This window comes from Nocardia sp. NPDC020380 (assembly GCF_044386975.1).
Lineage (GTDB): Bacteria > Actinomycetota > Actinomycetes > Mycobacteriales > Mycobacteriaceae > Nocardia.
On the sequence record NZ_JBIRVQ010000002.1, the window covers coordinates 231,892 to 258,296 of the forward strand.

Below are 26,405 nucleotides of genomic sequence, written 5' to 3' on the forward strand. Positions count from 1 at the left end.
TTATTGATCTAAGGAGGTGCCGATGCGTGCCATCGGCGTGTGCTATGACACCGGCTTCGTCCACGACGGGGGCAACACCACCCACGAACCGTTCGACGCGGACGCGGTACAGCGCGATATGCGGGCCATCCGTGACGACCTGCACTGCGACGCCGTCCGCATCACCGGCGGCCACGGGCCGCGGCTGAAACAGGCCGCCACCCTCGCCGCGGACGCCGGACTCGAGGTGTGGATCTGCCCGTTCGTCAATGGCGTCACCCAGGACGAACTGCTCGATCTCGTCGCCGATATCGCGGAATTCGCTGAGCGCCTGCGGATTCAAGGCGCGAACGTGGTGCTGGCCGTGGGCTCGGAGTTGAGCCTGTTCGTCCATGGATTCTTCCCCGGCGACGAATTCCATGAGCGGGCGGCGGCATTGCGAACTCCGGAAGGACAGGCCGCCATGGCGCGGCTCCCTGAGCGGTTCAACGAGTTCCTCGCCCGCGCGGCGAAGAGCGCGCGAGCACGCTTCAACGGCAAGCTCACCTACGCCTGCCTGCCCTTCGAGCGCGTGAACTGGGAACCGTTCGACATTCTCGCGACCGACGCCGGATATCGATCGGCGGCACTGGTCGACCAGTACCCGGACCTCATGCGCACCTACGCGGCTCAGGGCGAGGAACTCGGAAAGCCGGTGGCCGTAACGGAATTCGGGTGCGTCGCCTACGCGGGCGCGGCCGACCGCGCGGACACCGGCGCGGATGTCCTCGAATGGGATGAACAGACCTGGACGCCACTGCGCCTCGACGGCGTCTATGAGCGTGACGAGGCCGGCCAGGCCGCGCACTTGCTGGAGATGCTGGACATCCTCGATAACGCCGGCGTCGACACCGCGTTCTGGTACTGCTTCGCCCGCCCCGACCTCACCTACAACGACGATCCGGTCCTCGACTTGGACCGCGCCAGTGGGGGATTGGTGAAGGTCTTCGACAGCGTCGACGGCGCCGCGAAGAACTGGGAGCCGAAACTGGCCTTCACGGCCCTGGCGAACCGGTCCCGCTGACCCTTGAATCAGCCGGCTCGGACCGCGGGCCGATCCGGGTGATCCCAGGCGACGAGAATGTCGGGCTCGTCACCGCCGCTTCCGTGTTCGCTGAGTGCCGTCACGGTGAACCTGTCCTCGGGCGCGGTCCGGCGGCGTAGTGCGGCATCCGACATGCGCAGGGACACAGTGAGATCGAAGGCCAGACCCCGGGCGAGCAGCATGGGCCCGGCCACCAGCAGCACAGTGCCCGCAGTGGCCGTGCGAATACGAGCACGGGCCGAGCGGTCGGCGCGTTCGTCCCATAAGGCGGGTAGCCACCGGCCGTCGCGGTGCAGGGGTGTCAGGACCTCGCGAGTCAATGCCTCGTAATCGAACCAGGCAGTGCGGTAACTGAATTCGCTCTCGCGGTCATATTCCAGCCGCAATGACGCGGGCCGCACGAAATCGTGCAGCGACACCACTTCGGCGGCCCGCCCGCCGTTCCGGAGTCGTTCCGCGACAGTCCGCGCGAACGACACCGGCTCGGCGGCATCGGCTCCATCGACCGCGATCACCGCATAACCAGGCAGTCGGGCCGCACGGTCGGCGACCAGATCGATCAGTCCGTCGGGGGTGATGGCGGTGAAAGCGGGCACGGAACCATCATGATCGACTTCCGGATTCCGGCCACGCCGGGTCAGCGGTACTCGGCGAGCCGCGGCCGCACACCGACCAGGACCAGCACCGCCAACACGACCATGCCGCCGTACGGCAGCAGGGCATTCCAGCCGGACAGGGCGTCCTCGCTGTTGGAGATCGCCTTGTCGAAGGCCTGCTGGTTGATCTCGATGGTGTTCTGGAGGGCGGTGTCGTATCCGCCGAAATCCGTGTTGGATCCGCCGGTGTCGAGCGCGATGGCGCCGGTCAGGTCGCCGTTGTGGTCGAGTATGCGGATCTGGGCATCATCGTGGATGTACTTCTGATAGCCCAGCAGGCTGTTGGCCGCGGCCTCGCCCTCACCGGGGAAGGTGATGTTGCGCAGTTCCTGTCCGAGGAACGAATCCTTGGTCAGCGCATTCGCCTTGCTGCCCGGATTCGCGGCGATCGCCTGATCCAGCGCGGACGCGTAGTTGCCGATTCCCGTCGCTGACACTCCGGCCAGCTGCTGCGACTTGTCGTAGAACGACTTCTCGTAGACCGCGGCATTCTGCGGATCGAGCAGGTAGCGGCTCTCATCGGCATTGGCGTCGTAGCTGACCGCCCGCGCCTGCCGCAAGGCGAGCAGGGAATCGAAGGCATCCTTCTTGGCGACCGTGAACTGTTGTGCCGCAGACGAATTCGCGGCGAAACCACCGATCAGCAGACCCGCCGCGAGCAGGGTGCCCACGGCGAGCGCCGGATTCACGCGCCGGCGCAGCGCCACGCGCAGCAGTACCTGCAGTCCGATGAGCGCGGCCAGCAGCACCAGCCCGAGCACCACGATCCGCAACCGCGCCATGGCCGTGGTGTGCTCGCTGTCGTTGTAGGCCTGGCTCAGCACACCACTGTTGGTGTCGGCGAGCGTCTGCGCGCTTTTGAGTAGATCGGGCACCATCCCGGTCGCCGACCGGTACGCGGTGAGCGTGCGCGCCGAAGGCTGCCCGGCCGGGGAGGGATCGAGGTTCGCCAGCTGCAGCGTGTCCGCGGCCTGGCTCTGGTACTGCCCGAACTTGTCGAGCAGGTTGCGGATCTGCGTGGCCGCATCGCCGTTGGTGGCGATGGTCATGGCCTGCTGCAGGTCGGCGTCGACCTGGGTGCGGCGCTGATCGTAGGTGGTGAGCGCGCTGGTGCGGACCTTCGCCAGCGCCGGATCGTCGCCCGCCAGCAGCACATTCGCGAGCTGCGCGTCCATATCGGCGAGTGCGAAGTACAGGTCCTCGGTGGCGGTCACGGTGGGCGCGGTGTGATGGCCGATCACGCCGACGCCATTGCGCGCCGAGCGGGCGTCGGCCGCCATGACCAGCGCGGTGATCAGCGCGACGACGACCACCGCAATGGCCAGATACCGGATCCAGCCCGGAGTGTCGGCACGCGAGGGCAGCAGATTGCGGACATTCGGCAGCGCCTTGTGATCCGACTGCGGACGGTTGATGACCGTGGTCATGATGCGGTGTCCAGTTCTAGGTTTCGGCGGACAGCACGGTGAGCGTGGTCCATGCGCCGAGGTGAATGCGATCGCCGGAGCGCAGGGGCACCGTCGTACCGTGCGGAATGGGATCCTCCGCGCCATTGATCCGGGTGCCGTTGGTGGACCCGAGATCGATGACGGCCCAGCCGTTTCCGGGCTGCGCGACGATCAGGAAATGCAGGTGCGAGATGCCCGGATCCTGCGGCGGCCCGGCGAGGTCGATCTCGGGGTCGATGCCCTTGGAGGCGCTGTACCGGCCTACCCGCACCTGCGCGCCCTGCAGCGGGAAGGTCCGGTCGGGGCAGTAGGCGGGGAACTCGATCTCGTCGTCCTCGCTGCGCATGGTCTCGTAGTAGGTGCGATCCGCGGAAACCGTTGCTGTCCAGGCGGATTCGACGGCGACCTGGACCGGCGGGGGAGTGGTGTTCGGCAAGGTTGGCGTGGCCATGGCCATGGTTTCGGCCATGGCCGGTGCGGGCGTCGAAGCCGTCAGCGTTCCGGTCGCCGTTCCCGCCGCAGCGGCGTGCGGTACGCCCGCCACGAAGTCGTAACTGCACCCCTCGCAGAACCGCCCCGTGCGCGGCTCGCCGCACACCGGGCAGGGCTCGTCCGCGGATTCCGTTGCGGGCGTGGCGGATTCGCCTGACCGGATCTGGAGTCCGCAGATATCGCAGTAGTCGGTGGCCTCCGAGTCGTGCCCGGACGGACAGATAGCCATGGCAGCCCCTACTTCTTGTGGACGCGGGAGGTTTTGGTCGACCGCGTGTCCAGGGTCATCTCATCGGCCTTGGCCACCGCGGACTTCAGTCGCACGGTCCCGGTGCGGGCGTCGAGCACGTCCACCACGCCTTCGAGCAGCTTCGCGGTGTCGGCATTGCCGGACTGCGCGGCAATCTGCACCGCGCGGCCCAGTTTGCTGGTCGCGGTGTCGAGATCGCCGCTGCGGCGCGCCGCCAGGCCCTCCTGGATCACGCCCGCGAGTTCGGCCTGCCCGGTGTAGTGCGCGACCTCGGGGCTGATCTTGCTGGACTGCACCACGTCATCGGTCCAGATGGCCTTGATCAGGCCCTGCCCCAGCACTTCCGACTGATCGCCGGTGATCCGGACCAGGCTCACCCGCCCGGCCAGCATCACGTCGTTCACGCCGCCGGCCGCGACCTCGATGCAGATGTGGAAGTCGCGGCTCTCCGCGCCCGCCCAGGAGCCGGTCGGGTAATCGCCCGCCTGCGTACCGGATTCGGTGCGGCGGCCGGTCAGATCCAGCAGATCCGGTGCGACCTGCTTGACGAACTTCACCTGCGCGCCGCGCGGGGTCCACAACCGCAAGGCCACATCGGCGACCTGCTTGCCCATGGCGGCGGTGGTCATGGCCTGGAAGTCGGCCACCAGATCGGCCGGATTCGCCACGATATCGGTGGTGCCGAGCAGTGCGGAGGAGATCTTGCGCAGCTCGTCGACCTCCCAGTCCGTGCCCACGCCGCGGCAGTCGCAGACGAAAACGTCACTGCACGCGGCGATTTCGGCATCCAGCTGCTGCTGGGTCTCGTGCTCGTCGCGGCCGTCGGTCAGCAGGATGGCGTGCTTGATGCCACCGCGCTCGCCGAAGATCTGCCGCGCCAGCCGCAGCCAGCTGCCGATGGCGGTGCCGCCGCCGGCGCGCAACTGCTGCACGGCGGCGATCGCGTTCTGCTTGTGCCCCGGATCGGCGGGCACCAGCGACGGGGTCACCGGATACACCATGCGCGCGGTATCGGTACCCGCGACCACCGCGAACGCGACACCCTCGCGCACCGCCGAAATGGCCGCGGCCGTGGCGTTCTTGGCGGCGGCGAGCTTGCCGTAACTGTGATCCATGGAGCCCGAGCAGTCCACGATGATCACCTCGGCCGCCCCGCCCGAACTGGTGCGGGCATCGCCGCCGCCGGTCGCGGTCACGGTGACCACGGCATTGATCCGGGTCGCGCCCGCCGGCACGTACTCGTTCTGGAAGGTTTCGATGGAGAAACCGATGGGGGAGTTCATGTTCAGCTCATCCTCGGAGTCGAAAGGGAGGTCGCGGGGAACGGCGCGACAGCCACGGTGATGTTGTCGCCGCCTCCCGCGGCCAGCGCCAGATCGGCCAGATTGTGGGCGGCGGCCAGCGGCGCCGTCGCCGCGGCCGGGAAGGCCAGATCGGCCAGGGCATTCGCGGCCGAGAAGTAGTTCCACAGGCCGTCACTGCACACCAGCACCGCGCCCGGACCGGCCGGAGCGAAGGTCTGGACATGTGGTTCCACGCGGTCCGCGTCGGCGCCCAGCCAGGCGGTGAGAGTGTGCGCGCCGGGGCTGGACATGGCCTGCTCCTCGGTGACGCCGAGGGCGATTAGTCCGGCGGCCACCGAATCGTCGATGGTCAGGCATTGCGACGGGGTCGCATCCGGATCGATGGCCAGCCAGTAGGCGCGGCTGTCGCCGACCCAGCCGACGGTCACGCCCGTGGCGGTGAGTACCGCCGAGACGTAGGTGCAGGCGGGACTGCTTTCGCTGCGGTCGCCTAGTGCGTTCACGGCTGTCGCGGCGACCGCGACCGCTGCGGCGGTGGCGGATTCGGGATCCGTTCCGGCCTCAAGTTCCGCGGCCAGACGGTCGGCGGCGGAGACGGCGGCCTGCTGCGCGGCATCGTCCGCGTGCTCGGAGGAGGAGACGCCGTCGCACACGACCAGCACCACCGCACCCTCGACCAGGCGCAAGGCCATCGCATCTTCGTTGTGCTCGTGGCGTTTTCCGAGATCGGTCACGGCGGCGACGATGCCGCCCAGATCCAGTTCGCTGCGGTCCGGGACGTGTACCCGCATGCCGCAGACACTGCAGAATCCGTCGGCGTCCAGCTGGCCCGCGCCGCACGAAGTGCATTGTGCCGCAAGGGGTTCGCTCGTGGCCTGTGCGGTCAGCGCGCTGCCGCAGTATTCACAGAATCGGTCGCCGGGCGCGAAGCGCTCGCCGCAGACCGGACATGCCCCGGTCACCTGTTCACTCTCGACTGTCGTCACACCCCTGCCCCTCACACCCAACTCACTGGCCGTACCGCATTGGCCTGGTTCACCAGATCCCGCCGCGTCAGCTTGTCCGATGACAGCCGCGCCAAGGTCCGATACTGCGCTTCCAGTTCGCGGCGCAGGTCACGATCGGCGAAACGGCAGCCGAGCACGGTGAAACCGTTCTGCGGGCGGCCGTTCGCGAGTTCGCGCGCGGCGTCCAGGACCGCGATACTGCGCCACGCCTTGGCCTCCGGATCGAGTGGCAGGGCGGTCAGGCGGTCGCCTGCCGCCTGCAAATACTGGGCGGAGCGCTGACCGGAACCGCCGACCAGCTGGGCGCCGAAGGCCGCGAGCTGAGCGGCCACATGGTGGCTGGAGGTGGCGGGCACCGATTCCGCAGCCCCGATGGCGCCGTCCACATCGCGGGTCTGCAGCTTGGTGCGCACCAGACCGAAAGCGGCGCTGGCGAAACCGTTGTCGGTGCGCCATACCTGCTCGTACAGGCGGGCCGCTGTTTCCGGGTCGCCCGCGCATTCGGTGGCCGCGGCCAGCGCCAGCTTCGCGGCGGACTCGCCGGGGAGCATGCCGAAGATGGTGTCGAAATGCGCACGGGCCGTGGCCATGTCGCGCTGGGTGAGGGCGGCGAGGCCGCGGTACCAGGTGATGCGCCAGTCGGCGTCCTCGGACTCCTCGAACTCGGCCAGGTGCTGCAGGGCGGTGGTCGAGCGGCCGGCCTCGATGAGGGTGCGGGCCAGCGCCAATGTCACCTCGGGGGAGGAGACGGGGGCGTTCGTCAGGGTGGCGATGAGCTGGTTGGGATCCGCCACCGTGGTGGTGGCCAGGAAGCCGGCCGCCGGATCGGTCGGGTCTACCACCGGGACCGGGAGGCCCATGGCGATGACCACCGGATCGGGGATGGCGGGCCACTGTGCGGGGTCGGTGCCGAAAGCCTGGCGTTCACCGCTGAATACGGTCGATATCGCGGGGCGGGGCATACCGTCCTGGGCGGCCACCACCTCGCGGAGCACGCCGGTGACCTGCTCGGCCATTTCCGAGGCCGAGCCGAAACGCTCGTTCGGGTCGGTGGCGGTCGCGCGTTCCAGCAGGCGGCGGTAGGACGGGAACATCGCCAGCAGCGGGACTTCCGAGTCCGGCGGGAGCGTGTAGCGGTAGGTGCTGCGGTAATCGAAGTTGAAGGTCAGCAGGGCGAGTGTGCGCGCGACCGTGAACAGGTCCGATTCGATCGACGCGCCTTCGGTTTCCAGCTCGGGGGCGCAGTAGCCGTCGGTTTTGAAACCGGCGCTCTCCTCATCGTCCATGTGCCGGACCGCGCCGAGGTCGATGAGCTTGAGCTGCTCCTCGGTCTGGATCATATTGTCCGGCTTGAAGTCGCAGTAGAGCAGATCCATGCCGTGCAGGTAGCCCATGGCGGGCAGGATCTCCAGAATGTAGGCGAGACCCTGGGCCAGCGGCAGCGGCTGCAGGGCGCCGACCGCATCGCGTTGCGAGCGCAGTTCTTTCAGCGAGGCACCGCCGACATACTCCATGACGATGTAGCCGACCGGCTCATGCGTCTTGGGGTCCGGGTGCTTCACGAAGTTGAAGATCTTGACGATATTCGGGTGCTCGACCGTGGCCAGGAACTGGCGTTCGGCGACGGCGGCGGCCATGGCGTCGGCATCGCCGGTGTCCAAGAGGCCCTTGAGGACCACCCAGCGGTCGCTGACATTGCGGTCGCGGGCCAGGTAGATCCAGCCGAGGCCACCGTGGGCGAGGCAGCCCAGCACCTCGTACTGGCCGGCCACCAGGTCACCCGGAACCAGTTTGGGCGTGAAGGAATACGCGGTGCCGCACTGTTTGCAGAAGCCTTCGGTGCGGCCGGGGGCATTGTCCTTACCGCGCCCTACGGGCTGGCCGCAGTTGCTGCAGAAGCGTTCGCGCTCCGGGACCTGCGGGTCGGACATGACGGCGGTCGACGGATCCCGGTACGGGACTTGAGGAATCGATACCAGGCCCGCGCCGAGGCGGCCGCGGCTCGAGCGTGCGGTGCGCGTGGAGCGCGAGGAGGAACGGCTCGAACCACGGCGGCTCTGGCGGCCGGAGCGGGAGGAACCGCCGTTCACCGTGCCGGACTGACCGGAGCCGAGGTAGATCCCGGACTGCGGGGTCGAGGCGCTCAAAGGCGTTGAGTAGGGGGAGGAGTAGGACGAAGACCCGCTGGTCTGCGTGCCGGACGCCCCATTGTTGGCCGCGCCTGCCTGTCCGCCGAGGGCGGAGGTCGCGGGGGTGGAGCCCGGGCCTCGCCCGGTCGGGTTCGTGCCCCACCCGGCGAGGCTGGTGCTCTGCCCGGTAGGTGTCAGCGGTACGGACGGTACGGGCGCGAGGCCGCACTCGTCGCAGAAACCGTCCAGAATGGTGCCGCCGCAGCCCGGCCGCATGCACTTGGTCATCGTGTCGCCGTCTTCTCGGTGATCGCCTGTTGATATTCGGCCAGGGCCCGGGTGGCCGCGGCGAGATCGCATGGCGGAGTGTGCAAAAGCTCATATGCCCGCCGGTAGCGGGCGTCGACGGTGGCGTCCTCACTGAGGCGCAGTCGTGCCCCCTTGGCTCGATACGCATCCAACCGGCCGCGGAGTTCATCGCGGCGGTCGATCAATGCGAGCGAGTTGTCGCGGGCGGTCTCGGCGGTGGTCTTTGCCCGGTCCACGTCGCGGGCGAGGGCCACCACATCGTCATTGAGGTGGGTCCAGTGCCGCTCGTCGGAGGCGTGCAGGTGGGTGAGCCGATCCCGCAGCGGAGCAAGGGGTTCGAGGGGGGACGCGGTCGCGCCGGCGATCTTGGCGGCGGTGGTGGCCGCGGCCGACCGCGCCTCGTTCTCGGCGGTGGCGGCCGCGTCCAGCTCGCCGGTCAAACTGGTAAGCCGGGCGGTCACGCCGTCGCGGCGGCCGCGCAGTTCCTCCAGAACGGTCTGCAGCTCATCGATCTCGCGGTTCAGCGCGGTGGGATCGGAACTGTCCGGCTGCCGCTGCGCCAAGGCCAGCGGATCCGACATGGCGAGGGTGCGATCGGTGTTCAGCCGCCGCTCTACCGCATCGATCCGCGCCAGTACCGGATGCCCGATGGCGGCCAGCTGCAAGTCAGTGGCCAGCTTCCGGGCCTCCAACAGTCGCGCGCTGGCGCGATCCACCCCCGGCAGGTAGGCCGAGGCCACCGCGTCCGCGGTCGAAGCCAGCTGCACCACTTCGCGATACGCCGCCGTCATCTGAGCCACCAACTGGGCCAGAGTCATCGACCGGCTAACCGCGGCAGGTCCGATGAGATCGCGCTCCGCCAGCGGAATCGGCTGCGGCGCCAGCACCACCGAGGGCCCGCACAGCAACCGCGTCAACTCCGCGAGCTCGGCCTGCCCCGGCCGCGCCCGCCGCGACCGCACCGCATGCACTTCCGCCACCACACTCTCGAAAAGCCGGAACTGCGCCCAGATATCGGCGAACCGCACCCGGGCAACCGCCCAGCGATCCGCACTGACCCCGGTCAGCGGAACCTCGTTCAGAAACCGAACCCCCGGATGATCCTCCAGCTCCACGAGATTCACCGAAATCTCGGAGCGATCGGCGTCGAGCCGGGCCAAGGCCATATCGACCTCGGCAATTGCCAACACTGGCACCCCCGTCGTTCAAGCATCGAAATCCGTTCCGGGGCCGATCCCCGTCAGCACATGCTGCCACCCCGCACCGTAAACAAACCGTAAGTATTAGAACGTATCCCGACGTCAGGGGCTACTTGAACCCCCGACCAGCACCGAGACCCCCACCCCCACCCAAGGAAGTGATACTCGAGACATCCCCGTCACAGACCCGATACACAGCCGAATACCGACCAGCACCCAACCATCCAAAAACCAGACACCGAGCCGCGAACACCTATGGCAGGACTTGACACTCCAAGATCCGGACAGAATCTCGCGCTGAGGTGCCACTCGGCAGCGCCTTCGCGAACTGCGCGCGGCCAGTCTTTCGGCTACGACGGTGCGGGCTATGGTGCGGGCGGCGGATTCGGTTGGGGGTGTTGTTGTTACGGACCACGGCCTTGGGGTTGCCATGGGGGAACGCTACGGGGTTGTGGGTTGGAGGCGGTGGGTTAGGGCTTCGATGGTGCCTTCGCGGTGTTGGTTGTGGAGGGCTATCAGGCGGGGGAGGTCGGCGGCTTCTAGAGCTGTGATTATGGCGGCGTGTTCGGTGACTATGCGGTCTATTGCTTGGGGGGTGGAGGCGTAGAGGGCTCGGTAGATGCTGGTCAGGAGCCAGATTCGGCGGAGTTCGGTGACGAAGAGGTCTAGGGGGGAGAGTTCGAAGAGGGTGAAGTGGAAGTCGGTGTTCAGGCGGCGGAAGGCGCCTAGGTCTTGGCGGGTGGCGGCGGCGGAGATGGCGGAGTTGATTTCGCGGAGGCGGGTGATGGCGGCCGGGGGGACTTGGGTTATGTCGCAGAGGACTTCGTTTTCGAGGAGTTGGCGGAGGCGGTAGGCCTGGGCGAATTCGGTGAGGCTGAGTTCGCGGGCCGAGAAGCCGGCGTTGCGGCGGTAGGTGAGGAGGCCGTCGGAGGCGAGGGTGCGGAGGGCCTCGCGGACCGGCTGGCGGCTCAGGCCCAGCTGGTCGGCCAGGAGTTCCTGGCGGATGGGCTGGCCGGGGCGGAGGGTGCCGGCGGCGATCGAGTCGTAGATGGCGTCGATCACCGCTTGGACCGCACCGGTCGCGGTGTCGCCGTCGCGCGGGTCCGTCGGCATCGGGTCTCCTTCGTTCGATGATTGCCACAGTGTCGAGCGCCCACCGGCGAACGGGCAATTGGATCCAATTCATTGACTATAGCCTGCCATCGTTCCTAGAATTGGATCCAATCTGATCGTCAGGAGTGGAAGATGACAACCGCTGTGACCGGGGTCGAGGTTCGGGTCGAGGACAATATCGGGTGGATCGTGCTCGATCGGGCCGAGAAGAAGAACGCGCTCGACCGGGACATGCTGCTGCGCTGGGCGCAGGCGCTGCGCGAATTCGAGGCTGATCGGGAGGTGCGGGTGGTGGTCGTCCGCGGTGCGGGTGATGCCTTCTGCGCGGGTGGCGATGTCAATGGGCTGGCCGCGGCCGACCGGACCCCGCTCGAAGCGCGCCGGCTCATGACCGATCACGTGCATCAGGTCGCGCGCGCCGTCGAGGACTTGAACAAGCCGCTCATCGCGGGCGTGAACGGGGTTGCTGTCGGCGCGGGTATGGATATGGCGTTGATGTGCGATTACCGCATCGCGGCCGAGCGCGCCCGGCTGTCGGAGGGCTACGTGCGGGTGGGGCTCGTGCCCGGCGATGGCGGCTGCTATTACCTGCCCCGGCTGATCGGGATGTCCAAGGCGCTGCGTCTGCTCTGGACCGGCGAATTCGTTTCCGCCGCACAGGCGTTGGAATGGGGGATTGTCGACGAAGTCTGCCCGGACGGCGAATTCGATGCCAGGCTCGCGGCCTTCGCCGCGCAGATCGCCGCGCAGCCTCCGGTCGCCGTTCAGCTCATCAAACGAGCTGTGCGCCAAGCGATTCCCGGAGATCTGCGCACGGCGCTCGATCTGATCGCCTCGCACCAGGCCATCGTGCAGTCGACCGCCGATTCCCGAGAAGCAATGGACGCATTCCGGGAACGCCGCACCCCGCATTTCGAAGGAAAGTGACGAAATGGCCACGCACGAACAGGAACTCCGTGAGCGGGTCCGGGCACTGTGCGCCGAATGGGATTACACCCCGCGTGTCGATTCCTGGATGGGCGGCTACGACCCGGAATTCAGCCGGGAACTCGCCCGTCGCGGCCTACTGGCACGCACCTGGCCGAAACATCTCGGTGGCGCGGAGGACAGCAATGTCGCGCGGCTCGCGATCACCGAGGAACTGCTGCGCGCCGGGGCGCCGGTATCGGCGCATTGGCTGGGGGAGCGGCAGATCGGGCCCGAACTCATCCGGCACGGGACGCCCGAATTGCAGGAAGAGTTCTGCCCGGGGCTCGCGGCCGCGGAACTCGTTTTCGCACTGGGCATGTCCGAACCCGATGCGGGCTCGGATCTCGCCGCCGTCCGCACCACCGCGACCCGTGATGGTGACGGCTGGCGGATCAGCGGGCGCAAGATCTGGACCAGTGGCGCGCACGTTGCCACGCACCTGTATGTGCTGGCCCGCAGCTCGAAGGAGGAAGACAAGCATGCCGGCCTCACCGAATTCATCGTCGAGCGCACCGCGCCCGGAGTGACCGTGCGGCCGATCATCGGCATGGAAGGCGAACACCACTTCAACGAGGTCACCTTCGATGACGTGTGGACTCCCGGCCATCGGGTGATCGGCCAGGTCGGGAACGGCTGGCAGCAGGTCGTCGGGCAACTGGCATTCGAACGTGGTGGGCCTGAACGGTTTCTGTCCATGTACCCGCTGCTGAAGGCGGTGCTCGACGCCGCAGGACTGCTCGGCGCCGAAGATCGGCGGCGGCTGCACGCGCTGATGGCCCGGCTGATGGTGCTGCGCACCTGGGCGCGCGAGACCGCGCTGGCGATGGACTCCGGGCACAGTCCGATCGTGGAGGCCGCCACCAGTAAGTACCTCGGCAATCGATTCGAACTCGACTGCATCGAATTCGTGCGCGAACTGCTGCCACGGTGCGACGCCGATATTCACCGCATGTACTGGGAAGCCACCCTGGCCTCGCCGAAATCGGGGATTCGCGGCGGGGCGGCACCGGTCATGCTGTCGATGATTGCGAAGGGGAGCAAGTGAACTACGAATACACCGGCGCCGCAGCAGATTTGCACGACGCCGTCACGCAGGCCGCGGCCGCCTGGGATCACCCGCAGCCCGGCACCGACGTCTCGCAGGGCGAAACCTTCACACAGCACTGGGATCTGGCCGTGAGCCTGGGATGGACGACGATCCTCGACGAAGTCGAACTCGCAGACGAGCAAGGCCGGGAACTGCTGGAAGCGGCGGGCGCGGCAGTCTCCGCGCTGGCTCGCGCCGGTGCGAAACTGCCTGTACGCCAGACATTGCTGGCCCGAAGCGCCGCCCGGGAAGCCTTCGACAGCGCAGCTGTGGCGGTACTCTACGACGGAACAGGACTGTGGGAGCCGGTCGCCGCCTTCGTGGTCACTCCGAACGGCGAGTTGCGCACGCAGATTCCGGGCCGCGCGCAAGATCTCGATATAGCGGGCCGACCGCTCGCCACGCCGGTACCGCGCCCGGTACAGCTGGCCGGCAGACAGTCAGTGATATCGAATTACCTACTGCTGCACGAGATCACCGGAGCCGTCGACGGCGCAGTAGACCTCACCCGCACCTATGTCGACCAGCGCATCCAATTCGGCCGCCCGCTGAGTTCCATCCCTGCGGTCAAGACCACACTCGGTGAGCTGTCAGTGGCCCAGGGGCAGCTCCACGCCGCCCTGCGGGAGGTCGGCCGCAGACTGCCGGAGACAAACACAACCCTCGAGCGTCTCCACTTCGCGCTGGCATCAGCCCGTGAGATCGCCGCCGTCACAGCCGGATTCGTGGCATCGACAACCCATCAGCTGCACGGCGCAATGGGCATCACCGCCGAATCCGGTCTGCACCACCGCACCACACTGCTCTGGGCGGACCGCGACGAAGGCCGCACCGGCGCCGACCCGTCCGCCCTGACCGAGGCGCAGCTCTGGGAGCTCACCGCCCCGGGAGTCGCAAGCTGACTGGCCCCGTCCATCCGACTATCAAGGGAGGCAACCTTGCCCACCTCACCCGCCGAAACCGCATCCCCACAGGGACCGCTGACCGGCATCCGGATCCTCGACCTGACCCACGTCGTGATGGGCCCGTACGCCACCCAACTGCTGGCTGATCAAGGCGCCGATGTGATCGTGCTCGAATCCGGGCAGGGCGACACCAATCGAGTGATGGGCCCGGGCCCGCACCCACTACTGTCGGGCACCAGCCTGAACCTGATGCGCAACAAGCGCTCGGTAACCCTCGACTTATCCACCGACGAGGGCCGCGACCTGGCTCAAAGACTCGCCGCGACATGCGATGTGGTGATCACCAGCCTGCGCCCCCGCACCATCGACCGCCTCGGCCTGGACTACCCCACGGTCGCCGCGCTACGCCCCGACATCGTCTACTGCCAGGCCCAGGGCTGGCCCCTCGACAGCCCCCGCGCCGACGACCCCGCCTACGACGACGTCATCCAAGCCGCTACCGGCATCGCCGACGTCATGCAGCGCACCTACGGCGCACCGGCTCTGGTCCCAACCATCCTCGCCGACAAGGTATGTGGCATCTTCGTAGCCCAAGCCGTCACCGCCGCCCTGCTTCACCGCGAACGCACCGGCGAGGGCCAGCACATCGAACTCCCCATGGCGACCGCCATGACATCGTTCATGCTCGTGGAACACGGCACCGGCGCCATCAGCGAACCACCCACGGGCCCAGCCGGATACCGCCGCATCCTCTCCCCGGAACGCCGCCCCTGCCCCACCGAGGACGGCTGGGTCCACATCCTGCCCTACCAGCCCGCCCACTACGCCGCCCTCTTCGCCGGCGTCGGCCGCACCGATCTACTCGACGACCCCCGCTACGCCACCCGCCAAGCCGCGATCGAAAACTCCGATTCCCTCTACCGTGAGGTCCGCGCGATCGCAGCCGGCTACACCACCGAAGAGATCCTGAATATCTGTACGACACAAGGCATCCCGGTAAGCCTCATCGCCACCCTGGACGATCTGACCGCCGAAATCCCTGTCATCGACCACCCCATCGCGGGCTGCTACCACGCCATCCCGCACCCGGCCCGCTTCTCCCGCACCCCCGCCGGCGTCCGCACCCCGGCCCCGCTACCCGGCGCCGACACCGCGGCCGTACTGGTCGAATTGGGCAATCTGGAAGCCGCGCAACCGACCTCGATCGCACCGCCGGTCTGATCGTGGTTTCAGCGGGCGGTAAGCGCCGGGATGGGAAGGGTTTTGACCCACTCGCGAGCCATATCCTTCGGATTGACCGGCGTGGAAGCATCGTGCCGAGCATGCTCGCCGACCTGAACCGCACCGCACTCGGTGAGTTTCTCCGCGGCGATCTCCCCGCCGCGATTGAACGTGTCGCCGTACACGCTGTCACCCAGCCCGAAGACCGCGAAATGCAGACCGGTCAGATCGGGGCTGGTCGCGTCGAGGATGTCGAAGAACGGTTCGGCGCCGGTGGGAAGGTCGCCGTCGCCGGAGGTGGAGCAGATGATGACGTGGAAGTCGGTGCGGTCGAGGTCGCCCGGGTCGAAGTCGGTCATGTCGTAGATCGAGACGTCGTGACTCGAGAGTTCGTCCGCTACGCAATCCGCGACAGTCTCGGAGGTTCCCAGTTCGGAACCGAAGAGAATTACGACGCGCACACCAGCCTCCTTCGGGATTTATGTAAGGCTAGCCTAACAGTCCCGGAGGGTGGGTCGGTGATCAGCGAGCGGTGGCGGTGATCGCAGTGGTCGCGACGAACGGGCTACCCCACCACATACGCCAGCCGACGGGACGGACGGTGAGGTCCGCCGCGCCCTCCTCGATGAGGGTCTGCCGGTATTCGGCGCCCTTGAAGATATCGACGAGCACCAGGCGGCCGCCGGGGCGCAGCACGCGCAGAGCCTCGCGAACCGCTTGAGCGCGGTCAGCATCCGCGGGGATGTTGTGAATGGCCAGACTGGAGACCACCACATCGAACTCGTTGTCGCCGAAGGGAAGACGGACCATATCGCCGGTGTAGAGGTCCACGCGCTCGGCTACACCCTCTGCCAAAGCATTGCGTTCGGTGGCGGCCGGATCATTGCCGGACTGGTCGATGGAACGCCACAGATCGATGCCTGCCGCACGGCCACTGTGTAGTCGGCGGGCCGCCGCGAGCAACACCGCGCCACGACCGCAGCCCATATCCAGCAGACGCTCATCGCCACCCAGCGGGAGATCGTCGAGCAGCCCCTCCCACACCCGGAACTTGCCGCGCAGACTCGCATGCAGATAGAGCCCGCACTGCACGCCCAGCAACACCCCGATCACGATCAGCACCCACCCCCACACCACCGACCCGGCCGTCAGCGTGATGATCCCGAGCACGATCAGCACCACGGTCCCCGCGGCCAGACCCAGCGGCACCGGCGGCGCGTCCACCCCGTACGAAGCCCGCCGGGGCCGTTCGGAGATCTCCGTCATGATGCGAGTCCTCCCCTGGCCGAATTGCTCTGCGTCACAGGATAGGCGCGCGGCCGGGTGTCGATCCGGTATCCGGAGCAGGTCGCGGCAGGTCGGCGGGGCGCCCATTGTTAGCCTGAGCCCGACGAACGGAAGGAAGCGTGCATGGCGACTATCGAAGAGGCGCTCGAGATAGAGCAGCTCGAACGCGACATCTTCCGGGGTGCGTCCACCAAGACGCAGCTGCCGCGCACGTTCGGTGGCCAGGTCGCCGGCCAGTCCCTGGTGGCGGCGACCCGCACCGTCGACGCGCACTATCAGGTGCACTCGCTGCACGGCTACTTCCTGCGACCCGGGAATCCCGAACAGCCCACCGTCTACCTGGTGGACCGCATCCGCGACGGGCGCTCCTTCTGCACGCGCCGCGTGACCGGAGTGCAGAACGGTGAAGCCATCTTCACCATGTCCGCCTCCTTCCACGTCGGCGACCACGGCCCCGAGCATCAGGACGCCATGCCGGTCGTCCCCCTGCCCGAGGAACTGCCCGACGCCGCCGAATCCATGAGCCCGGAACGCCTGTGGGCCATGCGCGAATGGGAACACTGGGATATCCGCACCATCCCGCAGGACGAGATCCCGCGCCGCGACGGCCTGATCGCCCAGCAGCAGGTGTGGTTCCGCTACCGGCACCCGCTGCCCGACGATCCGCTGTTCCACGTCTGCACCCTCGCCTACATGAGCGATATGACGCTGCTCGGCTCGTCCAAGGTCATCCACCCGGACGAGCCCACCCAGAACGCCTCGCTCGATCACGCCATGTGGTTCCTGCGCCCCTTCCGCGCCGACGACTGGCTGCTCTACGACCAGCAGTCACCCTCGGCCGGCGCGGGTCGCGCGCTCACCGGCGGGCGGATCTGGAATCAGCGCGGTGAGCTGGTCGCGGTTGTCATGCAGGAAGGGCTGATTCGCACTTTCCGCGAGAAGCACACCGAGTCCTTCCCGCCCGGCACCAACTGACCGCTCCGAGACAAGGACGGCGTGCCGACCGCGAAACGGTCGGCACGCCTTTACTTTTCGCCGAGATCAGGCCGTCTGCACCCGCAGGTGGCAGACCACCGTGTCGGACATCTTGCGCAGCACCTTCTCCAGTTCATCGCTGCGATGGCTGGGCAGCACGTGATTCCAGCCCGCGGGCGGTTCCACCTCCGCGATCACCACCACCTTGCGCCGGCCCGAGAAGTTGTCGCGCACATAACGAGCCACCGGCCCGCCGACGGTCGCATCACCGTCCTCCAGCAGGATCAGTCGCACGTCGGGATGCCACGCCTCCCACTCCTTGGTGAAGACGGTGATGTTCTCGTCCGGCAGGCACACGTGCACCGCGGTCACATCGCGGCCCAGGGACATGGCCGCCGACAATGCTTCCCGGCTCAGCTCCGAAACCTCCGAGACGGGCACCACGATGGCGGTCTCCGTGGGCCGCGGCTCCTCCGGGAGGCAACCCCGGCCGCGGCAGCCCTCGATCTTGCCGTAGGTGGAGCGAATTCGTTCCATGGCCACCACCAGCAACGGCAGCACCAGCACGATGAGCCAGGCGCCGTCCATGAACTTCATGGCCGTGGTGACGACGGTCGCGACCGCGGTCAGCACCGCGCCGAACCCGTTCAGCGCGATCCGCCACCGCCAGCCGTCCGTCCGCACCTGCAGCCAATGCCGCACCATGCCGACCTGCGCGATGGTGAACCCCACGAACACGCCGATCGCGAACAGCGGCACCAGCGCATTCATATTGCCGCGCGAGGCGATCAACAGCACGGCCGACGAAATGCCCAGCGTGAGAACGCCGAACCGGTACACCTGCCGCTGCGAGCTCACCGCGAAACGATGCGGGAGGCAATTGTCGTCGGCCAGGATCTTGGTCAGCGTCGGCAGCCCGCCGTAGGAGGTATTGGCGGCCAGCGCCAGCAGGATCACCGTCGCGAATTGCACCACGTAGTAGGCGATTCCGTGCCCCAGTGCCGCCTCGGTCAGCTGCGACAGGATGGTGGTGCCGTCGATCGGATGAATCGAGAACTTCCCGATCAGCGTCGCCAGCCCGATCAGCATGAGCCCCAGCAGCACACCCAGCGCCACCTCGGCCCGCTGTGCCCGCTTCACCTTCGGCGCCTGGAAGCTCGGCACCGCGTTCGCGATGGCCTCGACACCGGTCAGCGCCGCGCAGCCACTGGAGAAGGCCTTGAGCAGCAACAGGATTCCGATGGTGCGCGCGTTCTCCTGCACCACGGTCCCCGTGGCGACCGTCTCCGGATGCGCCCGCAGCAGACCCGCGACGATCACCACGAAGATGCCGAGCACGAACACCACGGTCGGCGCCATGAACGCCCGCGCACTCTCCCGGATGCCGTACAGATTCAGCACGGTGACCCCCGCCAGCACGGCCAGGCAGATCCACACCGTGTACGAGAACAGCCCGGGGAAGGCCGAAGTCAGCGCCGCCACGCCCGCGGCGATAGATACCGCCACATTCAGCACATAGTCGACGATCAGCGAAGCCGCCGCCACCAGACTGGTCCGCCGCCCCAACTGCGACTTCGCCACGGCATACGCGCCGCCACCGTTCGGGAACGCCGCGATCACCTGCCGATACGAGGCGATGAGCACGGCCAGCAACACCACGATCGCCAGGGTCACCGGCAGGGTGAAGCCGAGCCCGGCCGAGCCGGCCGCGGCCAGCACCAGCACGATCGCCTCGGGACCGTAAGCGACCGAGGCCATGGCGTCCAGGGACAGCCCGGCGAGCCCGGTGGAGACGGTCAGCCCGTGACGGGCCTGCGGCGCATCTTCTACTACACCGCCGCGCGGTCCTGCCGTGGTTCGCGGCAACATATCGGTCACATGCGGAAGTGTTCACTCGCAAGACGTAATGGACACCTGTCCTAACGAAATTCTGACGGTCGGGTGGGGAGCGCCACACGGTCCACGTCTGTCCGCGGGCGGCAACACTTGACCTCCTCCCCACATCCCTGTGGGGATTCCAGCCGGTCCCGGCTGGGGTTCCTGCTTCTCGGACCGGGTAACCCCAAGGTCTCCACAGGCTGTGACCGCCGGCCCGGCGGCCATGATGTTCTTCGCTGCGTTGATGTCGGCGTGTTCGTTGTGCCCACAGTTGATACATCGGAAAACCGCTTGGCTCTCACGGCTTTCCGGGTTCACGTTGCGGCATCGAGAACACGTTTGCGACGTGTAAGCAGCAGGAACCTTGATGATCACGGTTCCGGTGAATCGGGCTGCGCTGCGCAGTGCGAGTTCAAAGACGTACCAGCCTTTGTCCAGTATCGAATGGTTCAGTGCGGCCTTCTGCGCAACGTTCGTGCCAGGGTTCTCGGTGGTTCCGCGTGCTGACCGTGTCATCGATCGAATGTGCAAATCTTCCAAGACCACCGTGGCATTGCACGGTCGAGGTCCATGAGCGTCTGTTGCAGAACGTGCGAGGGGGCGGTCGTCAGCCATGGATGTTCACGTTTCGCCTCGACGAGCTCGCGGCTTTGATCGGTGTAGTTGATCCATCTTCCGCGTCTCCGGTACTCCCGGCGCTGTTCGAGGCCGACATTCCACACTGTGCGACATACCGCACCGATCTCGTTCGCGAACCGAGTTTGTTCGGTGGTGAGGTCTAGCCGGTATCGGCGTCCGGTCAGCATTGCGTCACCAGGCCCGAATGCCACTGAAGCGCAACTCGCACATATGTTCGATATTATAGGAGGTGTGGGGAGTGCGGGCGAAAACGCGCAATCGGGCCGAACGTATGCTCGACGGCGTGAAACCGACGATTGGTGTGCTGGCTCTCCAGGGTGACGTGCGCGAACACGTGCACGCGCTGCACGAGTGCGGCGCCGAAGCCGTGCCGGTGCGGCGGGAGTCCGAGCTCGCGGTCGTCGACGGCCTGGTCATCCCGGGCGGGGAGTCCACCGCCATCAGCAAGCTGCTCGAGGTCTTCGACCTGCTGGAACCGCTGCGGCAGCGGCTGCGTGACGGCCTGCCCGCCTACGGGTCCTGCGCGGGCATGATCCTGCTCGCCTCCGAGGTGCTCGACACCCGCCCCGATATGCAGGCCCTGCACGGCATCGATATGACGGTGCGGCGCAATGCCTTCGGACGTCAGGTCGATTCCTTCGAGACCGACCTGGACTTCGCCGGTCTCGACGACGGCCCGGTGCGGGCGGTGTTCATCCGCGCCCCCTGGGTCGAGCGGGCCGGTGACGCGGTCGAGGTGCTGGCGCGGGTGCCCGCGGGCCCGGCGGCGGGGCGCATCGTGGCGGTGCGGCAGGGCAATGTGATCGCCACCTCGTTCCATCCCGAGGTGACAGGCGACCTACGCGTGCACAAACTGTTCGTGGATACCGTGGTACGACCTCGCGCCGGAGTTTGACGCGAATCACGTACCCTCGAATGTTGGAAACCAAACAGCCCCCTGAAACGAGGAAGTAGGGAATGAGCGGCCACTCCAAATGGGCCACCACCAAGCACAAGAAGGCTGCCATCGACGCCAAGCGAGGCAAGCTTTTCGCCAAGCTGATCAAGAACATCGAGGTCGCGGCGCGCACCGGTGGCGGTGACCCGGATGGCAATCCCACCCTCTACGACGCCATCCAGAAGGCCAAGAAGAACTCGGTCCCGCTGGACAATATCGAGCGTGCCCGCAAGCGTGGCGGCGGCGAAGAGGCCGGTGGCGCCGAATGGCAGACCATCATGTACGAGGGCTATGGCCCCAACGGCGTCGCGGTGCTGATCGAGTGCCTCACCGACAACCGCAACCGGGCCGCCGGTGAGGTGCGCGTGGCCGTGTCCCGCAACGGCGGGAACATGGCCGATGTCGGTTCGGTGTCGTACCTGTTCTCCCGCAAGGGTGTCGTCACCCTGGAGAAGAACGGCCTGTCCGAGGACGACGTGCTGATGGTCGTGCTCGACGCCGGCGCCGAAGAGGTCAACGACCTCGGCGACGAGTGGGAGGTCATCTCCGATCCGAGCGACATGATCGCCGTGCGCACCGCGGTGCAGCAGGCCGGCATGGAGTACACCTCCGCCGAGTCCGGCTTCCAGCCATCGGTGACCGTGCCCGCCGACGCCGACCTGGCCCGCAAGGTGTTCAAGCTGGTCGACGCGCTCGAGGATTGCGACGACGTGCAGAACGTCTACACCAATATCGACGTCTCCGACGAGGTGCTCGCCGAGCTCGACGCCTGAGTTCATCGACTCGCGAAGGCCGCCCCTGTAATTGGGGGCGGCCTTCGCCGTAACTGGACGGCCGCCCGCCCGGATACCCCTCTTGTACAGAGGTTTTGGAGTCGGGGTTCGTTATTGGTCGGGGCTGTTCAGAGGAGTTGACAATTCACATGTCTCAACGGTTGACCGTCGGATTGGGCATCGGTGCACTCATCGCGGGCGCTGTCGGCGTGCTCGCACCGCAGGCCGCCGCGAAGGACCTCGCACCCGGCGTCTCCTGCGGCGACAACGGCTTCTGCCGCAACGACACCGACGACATCTACTACATCACCGGGCAGGTGACCTGCTCGGGCTTCCCGGGGTCGGTCGTATCGTTCTCGGGGTACGCGGGCCGCCACAGCACGGACCCGATCCCGATGAGCTGCCCCAGCGACTACACCCCCGGCACCATGGACCAGGGACCGCCGAGCATCGGACCCGACGGGGCCATGCAGATGTCTCCGCCGACCCAGTCGCCGGGCACCTGGACCAGCAACTATCCGGTGTCCATCGACTGGCAGACGGCCACCGTCGACAACGACCAGAAACTGAAGCCGCACACCGGTTCCTCCTAGTCACGGCCGCGCCCGGGCCTCGGCGCGGAAACTTGTCGGTGGGCTCTGTCATGGTCTACAGGTGACCGAGCGTGAGCCCTTCCGTATCCGCGTCGATGTCCGGGTCTCCGACCTGGACCAGCAATTGCATGTCACCGGCGCCGCCTACCAGCAGTACGCCGACCACTCGCGCTTCGAATGTGTTCGGGCCGCGGGGGTTTCGGTCGAGGACCTGCTGCGTGACGGCTTCGGGCCGGTGAATCTCGAGACCGTCATCAAGTATCAGCGGGAACTACGCGCGGGGGATTGGGTGGATGTGTCCTGCGCCTGGGTCTGGGGTGCGGGCAAGACCTATCGGGTCGAGCACTCCTTCACCCGGCCCGACGGCGAATTGTCCGCCACTATCAGCTATCTCAGCGGATTGATGGATCTACGCGCGCGCAAGCTGGTCCCGGATCCGGCGCGCGAGTGGGCAATTCGGGCAAAAGATCCGACCTTGCTGAACCTGGAACCCGTCTGCCTTTGAGGCCGTGTCGGTGGACAATGGCGCTTCGACGGTCCGTTAGACTCTCGAACAGTTGTTCGTCTTCGGTGAGAGGGGCTTTGGTGCGGGTGATGGGCGTCGACCCCGGGCTCACCCGGTGCGGGCTCAGCATGGTCGAAGGGGGAGTGGGGCGGTCGGTGACCGCCCTGGAGGTCGACGTGGTGCGCACGCCGCCCGAGATGGATCTGGCCGAGCGCTTGCTGCTCGTCTCCGATGCCGCCGAAATGTGGATGGACAAGCACGGACCCGCGGTGGTCGCCATCGAACGCGTCTTCTCCCAGCACAATGTGCGCACCGCCATGGCCACCGCGCAGGCGGGCGGGGTGATCGCGCTCGCCGCGGCCCGGCGGAAGATTCCGGTGCACTTCCACACCCCCAGTCAGGTGAAGGCCGCGGTCACCGGAAACGGTTCCGCGGACAAGGCGCAAGTGACCGCCATGGTTACCCGTATCCTCGGGCTGGCCGTCGCGCCGAAACCGGCCGATGCCGCCGACGCGCTCGCCCTCGCGATCTGCCACTGCTGGCGGGCGCCCATGCTGGACCGCATGGCGAAGGCGGAGGCCATGGCCGCGGCGCAGCGGCGCATGTACGAGGAAAGGCTTGCCCAGCAACGCCGTAATGGCCGAGAAGGAAAGGCGGTAACGCGGTGATCGCGTCGGTACGCGGTGAGGTGCTCGAGATCGGGCTCGACCATGTGGTGCTGGAGGCCGCGGGTGTCGGATACCGGCTCAATGCCACCCCCGCCACCCTGGCCACGCTGACACGCGGCGAGGACGCCCGCCTCTACACGACCATGATCGTGCGCGAGGACTCCATGACGCTGTTCGGCTTCGCCGACACCGAGGCGCGCGATCTGTTCGTGCTGTTGCAGACGGTGACCGGCGTCGGCCCGAAACTGGCCATGGCGATTCTCTCGGTGCTGGAACCCGAGGCGCTGCGCAAGGCGCTCGCGGAATCCAATGTGGCGGCGCTGACCCGCGTGCCCGGTGTCGGCAAGCGCGGCGCCGAACGCATGGTGGTGGAACTGCGCGACAAGGTGAATCTGGTTCCGGTGCAATCGGGTCCGCCCGGATCCGGGCCCGCGCCCATGGTCACGCCGGTGCGCGATCAGGTGGTGGAGGCGCTCATCGGCCTCGGTTTCCCGGCCCGGCAGGCGGAGGGCGCGGTGGACGCGGTACTCGCCGACGAACCGGGTATCGGCACCTCGCAGGCCCTGCGGACCGCGCTCGGACTGCTCGGCAAGAACCGATAGGCCGCCATGAGCGACGATATGGATGAGGGCGAATTCCCGGTCGGCGCAAGCTATCCGGCCGCGGACGCGGGGGACTTCCCGCGCGAGGTGTCGTTCGGCACGGCCTTCCAGCCGGCCGACCCGGAGGAATCTCAGGTCGACGCGAGCTATCTGCAATCCGACGGGGAGATCGAGGCCAGCCTGCGGCCCAAGTCCCTCGACGATTTCATCGGCCAGCCGCGTGTGCGCGAACAGCTGGCGCTGGTGCTGCGCGGGGCCAAGATGCGTGGCGGCACACCGGATCACGTGCTGCTGTCCGGCCCGCCCGGCCTCGGCAAGACCAGTATGGCCATGATCATCGCCGGGGAACTCGGCACGGCCCTGCGCCTCACCTCCGGCCCGGCGCTGGAACGCGCCGGCGACCTGGCCGCCATGCTGAGCAATCTGGTCGAAGGCGATGTGCTGTTCATCGACGAGATCCACCGCATGGCCCGCCCCGCCGAGGAAATGCTGTACCTCGCCATGGAGGACTTCCGCGTCGACGTGGTGGTCGGCAAAGGCCCGGGCGCGACCTCGATTCCGCTCGATATCGCTCCGTTCACCCTGGTGGGCGCCACAACTCGGTCCGGCGCCCTGACCGGCCCGCTGCGTGATCGCTTCGGCTTCACCGGCCACATGGACTTCTACGAACCCGATGAGCTGCAACAGATCCTGGAGCGCTCCGCCCGAATCCTGGGCGTCCGCCTGGAATCCGATGCCGCCGCCGAAATCGCCGGGCGCTCCCGGGGCACGCCCCGTATCGCCAACCGCCTGCTGCGCCGAGTCCGCGACTACGCCGAGGTCAAGGCCGACGGCATAGTCACCGTTCCGATCGCGCACGCGGCACTTGCCGTCTACGACGTGGACGTCCTCGGTCTGGACCGTCTCGACCGGGCGGTACTCGGTGCCCTGATCCGCAGCTTCAACGGCGGCCCGGTCGGCGTCTCCACCCTCGCCGTCGCCGTCGGCGAGGAAGCCGCGACGGTCGAGGAAGTCTGCGAACCCTTCCTGGTCCGCGCCGGTCTGGTCGCCCGCACGCCCCGCGGCCGCGTCGCCACCGCGGCCGCCTGGGAACACCTCGGCCTCCTCCCGCCCGCGGATCTGGTCTTCGGTTCCATCGAAGTCCGCCCCCGCGAACCCCAATTGGACCTGGATCTCTTCGAACCCTAGATTCTGCGCACACCAGGTGGATTGCGCACCTTCACGGGGACTCCGCTGCGCGGCAAGAAGTTTCGTGTGCTGCCGAACCCGCTGATGGTGACGTGGTCGCCCGCGATCCGACCCGCCGCAGACAGCAGGACGCCCCGCCCGCGAACGTTCGCGGGCGGGGCGTTTTCTTAGCAGTGAGTGCTCCGGGCGCCGGGTTCCGATCCTGGATGGTCCGGGACTCCTGCCAGGGTCAGCCGACAGTGAGGACGAGTTTGCCTACGGTGCGGTTGGTTTCGCCGAGGGCGTGGGCCTTGGCGGCGTCGGAGAGGGGGAAGGTGCCGGCGATGGTGGGGCGGAGGGCGCCCGATTCGGCGAGTTGGCGCAGGGCCTCCATGCCGGCGTGGTCGGCTTCGACGAGCAGGCCCTCGGCACGGACACCGAGTTCCTCGGCGGCGGCGTCCAACTCGGCCGAGCTGCCGGCGCGGATGGCCACCATGATGCCGCCGGGGCGGAGGCTGCGCAGGGAGCGGAGGGCGTGCGCCAGATCGATGGGGTCGAGGACCATATCGGCGTCGCGGACGGCTTCGGTGAAATCGGTGGTGCGGTAGTCGAGGACCTCGTCGGCGCCGAGGCCGCGGAGGTAATCGTGGTTGGCCGCGCTGGCGGTGCCGATCACGTAGGCGCCCAGGGACTTGGCGATCTGGACGGCGAAGTGGCCGACGCCACCGGCCGCGGCGTGGATCAGGACCTTCTGTCCCGCTTGCACATTCGCCGTATCGACGAGCGCCTGGTAGGCGGTGAGGGCGGCCAGCGGGATTGCGGCGGACTGGATGTGGTCGAGGTTGGCGGGCTTGCGGGTGAAGGCGCGGGTCGGTCCGGTGACGTACTCGGCGGCGGCGCCGTGCCCGTGCGGGTAGGGGAGCATGCCGAAGACCTCGTCGCCCGGCTTGAACAGGGTGACGCCGTAACCGACCGCCGCCACCTCACCGGAGACGTCCCAGCCCAGCACGTGCGGCGGGGGCGGCAGGAAGAGACCGCTCATGGCGCGGTGCTTCCAGTCGGTGGGGTTCAGGCTGGTGGCGCGCACCCGCACCAGGATCTGGCTGGGGCCCGGCTGCGGGACGGGCATTTCCACCTCGTGCAGCACCTCGGGGCCGCCCAGGACTTCCTGGCGGATGGCCTTCATGGTCTCGGGAATCGTGATGTCCTTCGCGCTCATGTTCCTCAGC

General features: G+C 67.5%; 27 protein-coding genes. 13 read left to right on the forward strand and 14 right to left on the reverse strand.

The window, feature by feature from the left end:
- The first annotated feature begins 22 nt into the window (after positions 1-22).
- Complete coding sequence (locus tag ACH438_RS04660) at positions 23-1,042, forward strand: hypothetical protein (RefSeq protein ID WP_397001223.1); 1,020 nt, start codon at positions 23-25, stop codon at positions 1,040-1,042.
- An 8-nt stretch (positions 1,043-1,050) separates the two neighbouring features.
- Here ACH438_RS04660 and ACH438_RS04665 read toward each other — a convergent pair whose 3' ends face one another.
- The 8 genes from ACH438_RS04665 to ACH438_RS04700 form a co-directional block, all read right to left on the reverse strand.
- Positions 1,051-1,659 (reverse strand): hypothetical protein, encoded by a 609-nt coding sequence (locus ACH438_RS04665; RefSeq protein WP_397001225.1) that lies wholly within the window; start codon positions 1,657-1,659, stop codon positions 1,051-1,053.
- 41 nt (positions 1,660-1,700) lie between these two features.
- On the reverse strand, positions 1,701-3,146 hold the full coding sequence (locus ACH438_RS04670; RefSeq protein ID WP_397001227.1) for a hypothetical protein: 1,446 nt from the start codon (positions 3,144-3,146) through the stop codon (positions 1,701-1,703).
- Positions 3,147-3,162: 16 nt separating this feature from the next.
- Positions 3,163-3,888, reverse strand: a complete 726-nt coding sequence (locus tag ACH438_RS04675; protein ID WP_397001229.1) for an FHA domain-containing protein — start codon at positions 3,886-3,888, stop codon at positions 3,163-3,165.
- 8 nt (positions 3,889-3,896) lie between these two features.
- On the reverse strand, positions 3,897-5,192 hold the full coding sequence (locus ACH438_RS04680) for a VWA domain-containing protein (RefSeq protein ID WP_397001231.1): 1,296 nt from the start codon (positions 5,190-5,192) through the stop codon (positions 3,897-3,899).
- Positions 5,193-5,194: 2 nt separating this feature from the next.
- Positions 5,195-6,199: a PP2C family serine/threonine-protein phosphatase gene (locus ACH438_RS04685; RefSeq protein ID WP_397001233.1), complete on the reverse strand. Its 1,005-nt coding sequence runs from the start codon at positions 6,197-6,199 to the stop codon at positions 5,195-5,197.
- Between the two features lie 11 nt (positions 6,200-6,210).
- Positions 6,211-8,637 (reverse strand): tetratricopeptide repeat protein, encoded by a 2,427-nt coding sequence (locus tag ACH438_RS04690; protein WP_397001235.1) that lies wholly within the window; start codon positions 8,635-8,637, stop codon positions 6,211-6,213.
- Complete coding sequence (locus ACH438_RS04695; RefSeq protein ID WP_397001237.1) at positions 8,634-9,845, reverse strand: hypothetical protein; 1,212 nt, start codon at positions 9,843-9,845, stop codon at positions 8,634-8,636. The genes ACH438_RS04690 and ACH438_RS04695 overlap by 4 nt, the downstream gene beginning before the upstream one ends.
- 453 nt (positions 9,846-10,298) lie before the next feature.
- Positions 10,299-10,970, reverse strand: coding sequence for a GntR family transcriptional regulator (locus ACH438_RS04700; protein WP_397001239.1), 672 nt, complete (start codon positions 10,968-10,970; stop codon positions 10,299-10,301).
- A gap of 132 nt (positions 10,971-11,102) precedes the next feature.
- Between ACH438_RS04700 and ACH438_RS04705 the strand changes: the two genes are divergently transcribed.
- From ACH438_RS04705 to ACH438_RS04720, 4 genes are read left to right on the forward strand one after another with little or no spacing between them, the layout of a single operon-like run.
- Entirely contained in the window at positions 11,103-11,897 is a 795-nt protein-coding gene (locus tag ACH438_RS04705; protein WP_397001241.1) for an enoyl-CoA hydratase/isomerase family protein, read from the forward strand.
- A gap of 4 nt (positions 11,898-11,901) precedes the next feature.
- Entirely contained in the window at positions 11,902-12,984 is a 1,083-nt protein-coding gene (locus tag ACH438_RS04710) for an acyl-CoA dehydrogenase family protein (RefSeq protein ID WP_397001243.1), read from the forward strand.
- Entirely contained in the window at positions 12,981-13,928 is a 948-nt protein-coding gene (locus tag ACH438_RS04715) for an acyl-CoA dehydrogenase family protein (protein ID WP_397001245.1), read from the forward strand. The genes ACH438_RS04710 and ACH438_RS04715 overlap by 4 nt, the downstream gene beginning before the upstream one ends.
- Before the next feature lie 36 nt (positions 13,929-13,964).
- Positions 13,965-15,152: a CaiB/BaiF CoA transferase family protein gene (locus tag ACH438_RS04720; protein ID WP_397001247.1), complete on the forward strand. Its 1,188-nt coding sequence runs from the start codon at positions 13,965-13,967 to the stop codon at positions 15,150-15,152.
- A gap of 8 nt (positions 15,153-15,160) precedes the next feature.
- Here the strand turns inward: ACH438_RS04720 and ACH438_RS04725 are convergent, their stop codons facing one another.
- Together ACH438_RS04725 and ACH438_RS04730 are read right to left on the reverse strand one after the other, a co-directional pair.
- Positions 15,161-15,613: a flavodoxin domain-containing protein gene (locus ACH438_RS04725; protein WP_397001249.1), complete on the reverse strand. Its 453-nt coding sequence runs from the start codon at positions 15,611-15,613 to the stop codon at positions 15,161-15,163.
- A gap of 61 nt (positions 15,614-15,674) precedes the next feature.
- Positions 15,675-16,418: a class I SAM-dependent methyltransferase gene (locus ACH438_RS04730; protein ID WP_397001251.1), complete on the reverse strand. Its 744-nt coding sequence runs from the start codon at positions 16,416-16,418 to the stop codon at positions 15,675-15,677.
- Between the two features lie 144 nt (positions 16,419-16,562).
- Between ACH438_RS04730 and ACH438_RS04735 the strand changes: the two genes are divergently transcribed.
- Entirely contained in the window at positions 16,563-17,414 is an 852-nt protein-coding gene (locus ACH438_RS04735; protein WP_397001253.1) for an acyl-CoA thioesterase, read from the forward strand.
- Between the two features lie 66 nt (positions 17,415-17,480).
- Here the strand turns inward: ACH438_RS04735 and ACH438_RS04740 are convergent, their stop codons facing one another.
- Genes ACH438_RS04740 through ACH438_RS04750 form a run of 3 tightly spaced genes read right to left on the reverse strand, consistent with a single transcriptional unit; the run spans position 17,481 to position 20,098 of the window.
- The gene (locus ACH438_RS04740; protein WP_397002280.1) at positions 17,481-19,283 is read right to left on the reverse strand and encodes an APC family permease; all 1,803 of its coding nucleotides are present in this window, start codon (positions 19,281-19,283) and stop codon (positions 17,481-17,483) included.
- A 21-nt stretch (positions 19,284-19,304) separates the two neighbouring features.
- Entirely contained in the window at positions 19,305-19,907 is a 603-nt protein-coding gene (locus ACH438_RS04745) for an RNA-guided endonuclease InsQ/TnpB family protein (protein WP_397001255.1), read from the reverse strand.
- Positions 19,805-20,098 carry a helix-turn-helix domain-containing protein gene (locus ACH438_RS04750; protein ID WP_397001257.1) on the reverse strand — a complete coding sequence of 98 codons (294 nt, stop codon included), beginning with the start codon at positions 20,096-20,098 and terminating at the stop codon, positions 19,805-19,807. The genes ACH438_RS04745 and ACH438_RS04750 overlap by 103 nt, the downstream gene beginning before the upstream one ends.
- Before the next feature lie 104 nt (positions 20,099-20,202).
- Between ACH438_RS04750 and pdxT the strand changes: the two genes are divergently transcribed.
- The 7 genes from pdxT (at position 20,203) to ruvB (ending at position 25,197) form a co-directional block, all read left to right on the forward strand.
- Positions 20,203-20,826 carry a pyridoxal 5'-phosphate synthase glutaminase subunit PdxT gene (gene pdxT / locus ACH438_RS04755; protein ID WP_397002282.1) on the forward strand — a complete coding sequence of 208 codons (624 nt, stop codon included), beginning with the start codon at positions 20,203-20,205 and terminating at the stop codon, positions 20,824-20,826.
- A 62-nt stretch (positions 20,827-20,888) separates the two neighbouring features.
- Entirely contained in the window at positions 20,889-21,641 is a 753-nt protein-coding gene (locus tag ACH438_RS04760) for a YebC/PmpR family DNA-binding transcriptional regulator (protein ID WP_397001259.1), read from the forward strand.
- 149 nt (positions 21,642-21,790) lie between these two features.
- The gene (locus tag ACH438_RS04765) at positions 21,791-22,234 is read left to right on the forward strand and encodes a hypothetical protein (protein ID WP_397001261.1); all 444 of its coding nucleotides are present in this window, start codon (positions 21,791-21,793) and stop codon (positions 22,232-22,234) included.
- 61 nt (positions 22,235-22,295) lie between these two features.
- On the forward strand, positions 22,296-22,739 hold the full coding sequence (locus tag ACH438_RS04770) for an acyl-CoA thioesterase (protein ID WP_397001263.1): 444 nt from the start codon (positions 22,296-22,298) through the stop codon (positions 22,737-22,739).
- Positions 22,740-22,819: 80 nt separating this feature from the next.
- Positions 22,820-23,407 (forward strand): crossover junction endodeoxyribonuclease RuvC, encoded by a 588-nt coding sequence (ruvC, locus tag ACH438_RS04775; RefSeq protein ID WP_397002284.1) that lies wholly within the window; start codon positions 22,820-22,822, stop codon positions 23,405-23,407.
- Entirely contained in the window at positions 23,404-24,009 is a 606-nt protein-coding gene (gene ruvA / locus ACH438_RS04780; protein ID WP_397001265.1) for a Holliday junction branch migration protein RuvA, read from the forward strand. The genes ruvC and ruvA overlap by 4 nt, the downstream gene beginning before the upstream one ends.
- 6 nt (positions 24,010-24,015) lie before the next feature.
- A complete protein-coding gene (gene ruvB, locus ACH438_RS04785) occupies positions 24,016-25,197 on the forward strand; it encodes a Holliday junction branch migration DNA helicase RuvB (protein WP_397001267.1) in 1,182 nt (393 codons plus the stop codon).
- Between the two features lie 229 nt (positions 25,198-25,426).
- On the opposite strand, the gene ACH438_RS04790 is transcribed toward ruvB, so the two are convergent.
- Positions 25,427-26,395, reverse strand: coding sequence for an NADP-dependent oxidoreductase (locus ACH438_RS04790; RefSeq protein WP_397001270.1), 969 nt, complete (start codon positions 26,393-26,395; stop codon positions 25,427-25,429).
- Positions 26,396-26,405: the final 10 nt, after the last annotated feature.

Coding starts and splice junctions, on each gene's coding strand:
- ACH438_RS04660 (WP_397001223.1), top strand. CDS start 23: ATGCGTGCCATCGGCGTGTGCTATGACACCGGCTTCGTCCACGACGGG.
- ACH438_RS04670 (WP_397001227.1), bottom strand. CDS start 3,146: ATGACCACGGTCATCAACCGTCCGCAGTCGGATCACAAGGCGCTGCCG.
- ACH438_RS04675 (WP_397001229.1), bottom strand. CDS start 3,888: ATGGCTATCTGTCCGTCCGGGCACGACTCGGAGGCCACCGACTACTGC.
- ACH438_RS04680 (WP_397001231.1), bottom strand. CDS start 5,192: ATGAACTCCCCCATCGGTTTCTCCATCGAAACCTTCCAGAACGAGTAC.
- ACH438_RS04690 (WP_397001235.1), bottom strand. CDS start 8,637: ATGACCAAGTGCATGCGGCCGGGCTGCGGCGGCACCATTCTGGACGGT.
- ACH438_RS04700 (WP_397001239.1), bottom strand. CDS start 10,970: ATGCCGACGGACCCGCGCGACGGCGACACCGCGACCGGTGCGGTCCAA.
- ACH438_RS04705 (WP_397001241.1), top strand. CDS start 11,103: ATGACAACCGCTGTGACCGGGGTCGAGGTTCGGGTCGAGGACAATATC.
- ACH438_RS04710 (WP_397001243.1), top strand. CDS start 11,902: ATGGCCACGCACGAACAGGAACTCCGTGAGCGGGTCCGGGCACTGTGC.
- ACH438_RS04730 (WP_397001251.1), bottom strand. CDS start 16,418: ATGACGGAGATCTCCGAACGGCCCCGGCGGGCTTCGTACGGGGTGGAC.
- ACH438_RS04735 (WP_397001253.1), top strand. CDS start 16,563: ATGGCGACTATCGAAGAGGCGCTCGAGATAGAGCAGCTCGAACGCGAC.
- ACH438_RS04740 (WP_397002280.1), bottom strand. CDS start 19,283: ATGTTGCCGCGAACCACGGCAGGACCGCGCGGCGGTGTAGTAGAAGAT.
- ACH438_RS04745 (WP_397001255.1), bottom strand. CDS start 19,907: ATGGCTGACGACCGCCCCCTCGCACGTTCTGCAACAGACGCTCATGGA.
- ACH438_RS04750 (WP_397001257.1), bottom strand. CDS start 20,098: ATGCTGACCGGACGCCGATACCGGCTAGACCTCACCACCGAACAAACT.
- pdxT (WP_397002282.1), top strand. CDS start 20,203: ATGCTCGACGGCGTGAAACCGACGATTGGTGTGCTGGCTCTCCAGGGT.
- ACH438_RS04760 (WP_397001259.1), top strand. CDS start 20,889: ATGAGCGGCCACTCCAAATGGGCCACCACCAAGCACAAGAAGGCTGCC.
- ACH438_RS04765 (WP_397001261.1), top strand. CDS start 21,791: ATGTCTCAACGGTTGACCGTCGGATTGGGCATCGGTGCACTCATCGCG.
- ruvB (WP_397001267.1), top strand. CDS start 24,016: ATGAGCGACGATATGGATGAGGGCGAATTCCCGGTCGGCGCAAGCTAT.
- ACH438_RS04790 (WP_397001270.1), bottom strand. CDS start 26,395: ATGAGCGCGAAGGACATCACGATTCCCGAGACCATGAAGGCCATCCGC.